The 3,274-nt window shown below is 62.5% G+C and carries 2 protein-coding genes and 1 pseudogene; 2 read left to right on the top strand and 1 reads right to left on the bottom strand.

The window, feature by feature from the left end; translation table 11 throughout:
* Positions 1-272, top strand: a pseudogene (locus B1964_RS29815) (HNH endonuclease); the annotation flags it as partial.
* Positions 273-331: 59 nt separating this feature from the next.
* Here B1964_RS29815 and B1964_RS29810 read toward each other — a convergent pair.
* A protein-coding gene (locus B1964_RS29810) for an IS3 family transposase (RefSeq protein ID WP_139765988.1) occupies positions 332-1,476 on the bottom strand; the annotation gives its coding sequence in 2 pieces (ribosomal slippage) (positions 332-1,209 and positions 1,209-1,476; 1,146 coding nt in all).
* A 355-nt stretch (positions 1,477-1,831) separates the two neighbouring features.
* Between B1964_RS29810 and B1964_RS29805 the strand changes: the two genes are divergently transcribed.
* A partial coding sequence (locus tag B1964_RS29805; RefSeq protein ID WP_079932335.1) for a nicotinate phosphoribosyltransferase occupies positions 1,832-3,274 on the top strand: 1,443 nt, incomplete at its 3' end.

Genomic DNA, 3,274 nt, shown 5'->3' with positions numbered 1-3,274 from the left:
CCGACGACGGCCGGTTGGAGATCTCGGCGAACCTCGACATCATCGCCGGGGAGAAAACCCGCACTCTGATGGACACCTTGTCGGCGCCCAAGCCTCAACCCGACGGCTCCCCGGATCCGCGGACCCCCGAGCAGATCTGTGCGGCCGCGTTCGAGACGATCGTGGAGTTGGCGGCACAAGGATTGGCGGACACCACGTTCTCGGCGAAACCGACCAACGGTTTGTTGTGGACGTGGTCGGCGGACAACCCGGCGCTCGGCGGGGATTTGCAGTGGCAGGTCCCCGATAACCGGTCCAGTCTGTTCTAAAGCCAGTTCCTTCTTACGGTTGGTCAGTCGATCTCGCAGCCCACAGGGTGATGCCGGTGGGTGCATCCGGCAGCGTACTCGGCCGGGGTCTTGTAGCCCAGCGCTGAGTGGCGGTGTCGGTGATTGTGGTGGTCTTTGAAGTCGCCGATGACCACGCGGGCCTCCAACAGGGTGGGCCAGCAGTTGCGGTTCACACACTCGTCGCGCAACCGGTTGTTGAACGACTCGATGAACCCGTTGTTCCACGGCGTGCCAGGCGGAATGTAGGAAATCCCCACCGACCCTGCACAAAACGCTTGGAGGGCTTCTGAGATGAACTCAGGCCCGTTGTCCATGCGCAGCACCAGCGGCGGGCCACCCCAGATCGCGAAGACCTTCTTCAACTCCTCGATCAGCCGCTCGGCGGTGATCGAGCGATCGACGATGTTCAGCAGCGACATGCGGGTGTGTTCATCGACCATGGACGCGATCTTGATCTTGTGTCCGTCGACGGTGGAGTCGAACTGAAAGTCCAAAGCCCACACCACTTTCGGCGCGTCGGCGACCACGACTGGTACCGACGACTGGCCCGCCCGTTTACGGCGGGGCATCCGGCGCACCTGCAATCCTTCGTCCTTCCACAACCGGTGGACCTTCTTCTTGTTGACCTCATCGCCCTCGTCGAAACGCAGCCACGCCCACGCCCGACGGAACCCGTGGCGTGGGTTCTTGCGGGCGTAGCTCCGTAGCTGCTCACGCAGGCCGGCATCGGGATCGGCCGGTGTCTGCGCCTGCGGCAATTGTCGATAGGCGGAGCGGGCGAGCCCAACAACCTTGCACGCCTTGCGTTCTGACATGCTCATGCGATCTTTGAGCATGTCGATGGCGGCGCGTTTGGCGGTTGGGCTCAGAATTTTCCCTTGGCGATCTCCCGCAGTGCGTCCTTCTCCAACTCGGCGTCGGCGAGGAGCCGCTTGAGTCGGCTGTTCTGATCTCGCAATTCCTTGAGTTCTTTGGCGGCGTCGCCGTCCATGCCGCCGTACTGGCGGCGCCAGTTGTACAACGTCGCTGCCGATACCTCGAGGTCGGCGGCGATCTCCTCGCCGGTCTTGCCTTCGGCGGCCAGCTCGTCGGCTCGGCGCAGCTTGCGCACGATGTCCTCGGCCGAGCGACGCTTACGTCCTGCCATGACCCCTATCGTCCCTTCGCGCCCTCATCAGGGCAATCAGGACTCTAAAACCAACCGGACCGGTTCATGGGGGACATGCCAAGAGAGGCCGGATGGCAACAGCCCACGGCTGGGTGCTATGTGGACGATCCAAATTCACGCTGGTTTCATCTCTGGTCACTGCCACGCTCGCGACTACCGTGGGCGAACGTGTGGAAAGACCGTTGCAGCTGCCAGTGCTGCATGAATCCCAATGCCGCGTTGGCCATCTCTCACTGTAGGTAGTGACGCCCCAACAGCGCCGCGACCAGGTCGCGGCTTCGCCTTAATGCGCAGATTAAGCACGTCCTTTCTCACACCTCAATCGGAGTTTCCCATGTCTCGAATCCTGTCGAATTTCGACAACCTCATCCTCAACACCGACACTTACAAGCATTCTCACTGGAACCTGTACCCGCCGGGCACTGAGCACGTGTCGAGCTACATAGAGTCCCGTGGCGGGCCGTTCCCGGCGCATCTGTTCGTCGGGCTGCAGGCGTTCATCAAGAGACACTTGTTGCGGCCGTTGACTATCGACGACATTGATGAGGCCGAGATCGTCACTCGCCAGCACGAGATCCCGTTCAACCGCGAGGGCTGGCTCGGGATCGTCAACGAGCACGACGGCTTCTTGCCGGTCGAGATCGAGGCGGTGCCCGAAGGTACCGTGCTGCCGAACAAGAACGTGCTGGTGCAGGTGGTGAACACCGACCCGAAGTACCACTGGGCCACCAGCTTCTTCGAGACGGCGCTGCTGCGCTCGGTCTGGTATCCGACATCGGTCGCCACCACCAGCTGGGTCGCGAAACAACTCATCCGCGAAGCACTGGAGAAGACCTCCGACCATCCGGAGATCCTGCGGGATGTCCTGCAAGACTACGGCGCGCGCGGGGTGTCCTCGCAGGAGTCGGCCGCGCTGGGCGGGTTGGCGCATCTGATCAACTTCCGGCAGACTAACACCATCTCCGGATCACTCGCGGCCACTCTGTACTACAACGCGCTGCGGCCGGCGATCTCGCAGCCCAACTCCGAGCACACGACAGTCACGTCGTGGGGCCGCGACAACGAGGCCGCCGCCCACGCCAACCTGATCGAGCAGTACAAGGGCTGGCCGTTCGTGGTGGCGGTGTCGGACTCCTACGACCTCGACAACGCGGTCCGGCAGATCTTCGGCAGCGAGCTCAAGGAGCAGGTTATCAACTCCGGAAGCACCATCCTGGTGCGCCCGGACTCCGGAGATCCCGCGACCGTCATCGCCGACACCATCGAAGGGCTCATCGACGCCTTCGGGGCGGAGACGAACTCCAAGGGTTACAAGGTACTTCCCGACTACGTGCGCGCAGCGCAGGGCGACGGGCTCACCATCGACTCGCTCAAGACGATCTACCGTGAGCTCGATCGCCGCGGGTTGGCAGCGGACAACATCTATCTAGGTATGGGTGGTGGCCTACTGCAGTACATCAACCGGGACTCGCTGGCGTTTGCGCAGAAGGCCAGTGCCGCCAAGGTTAATGGCGAGTGGATCGACGTCTACAAGGAACCTAAGACCGACACCGGTAAACGTTCCAAGCGCGGCCGGCTGGCGCTGGTGTTCCGCGACGGCGAGTACCGCACGGTCCGTCGTGAGGACGCCGCGGAGGGGGAGAACCTACTGCAGACCGTCTACCGGGACGGAAAGCTGTTGGTGAACCACAACTTCGAGGACCTCATTGAACGCAGTGAGCGACAGGTACCGAGGTCGTACTACGCGTCGGTGCTCGACGACATCGACGCCGAGATC

This window comes from Gordonia sp. i37, from assembly GCF_002043085.1.
Taxonomy (GTDB): Bacteria; Actinomycetota; Actinomycetes; order Mycobacteriales; family Mycobacteriaceae; genus Gordonia; species Gordonia polyisoprenivorans.
Note: the sequence above shows the minus strand (reverse complement) of the source record. Positions and strands in the feature narration are given on the sequence as shown.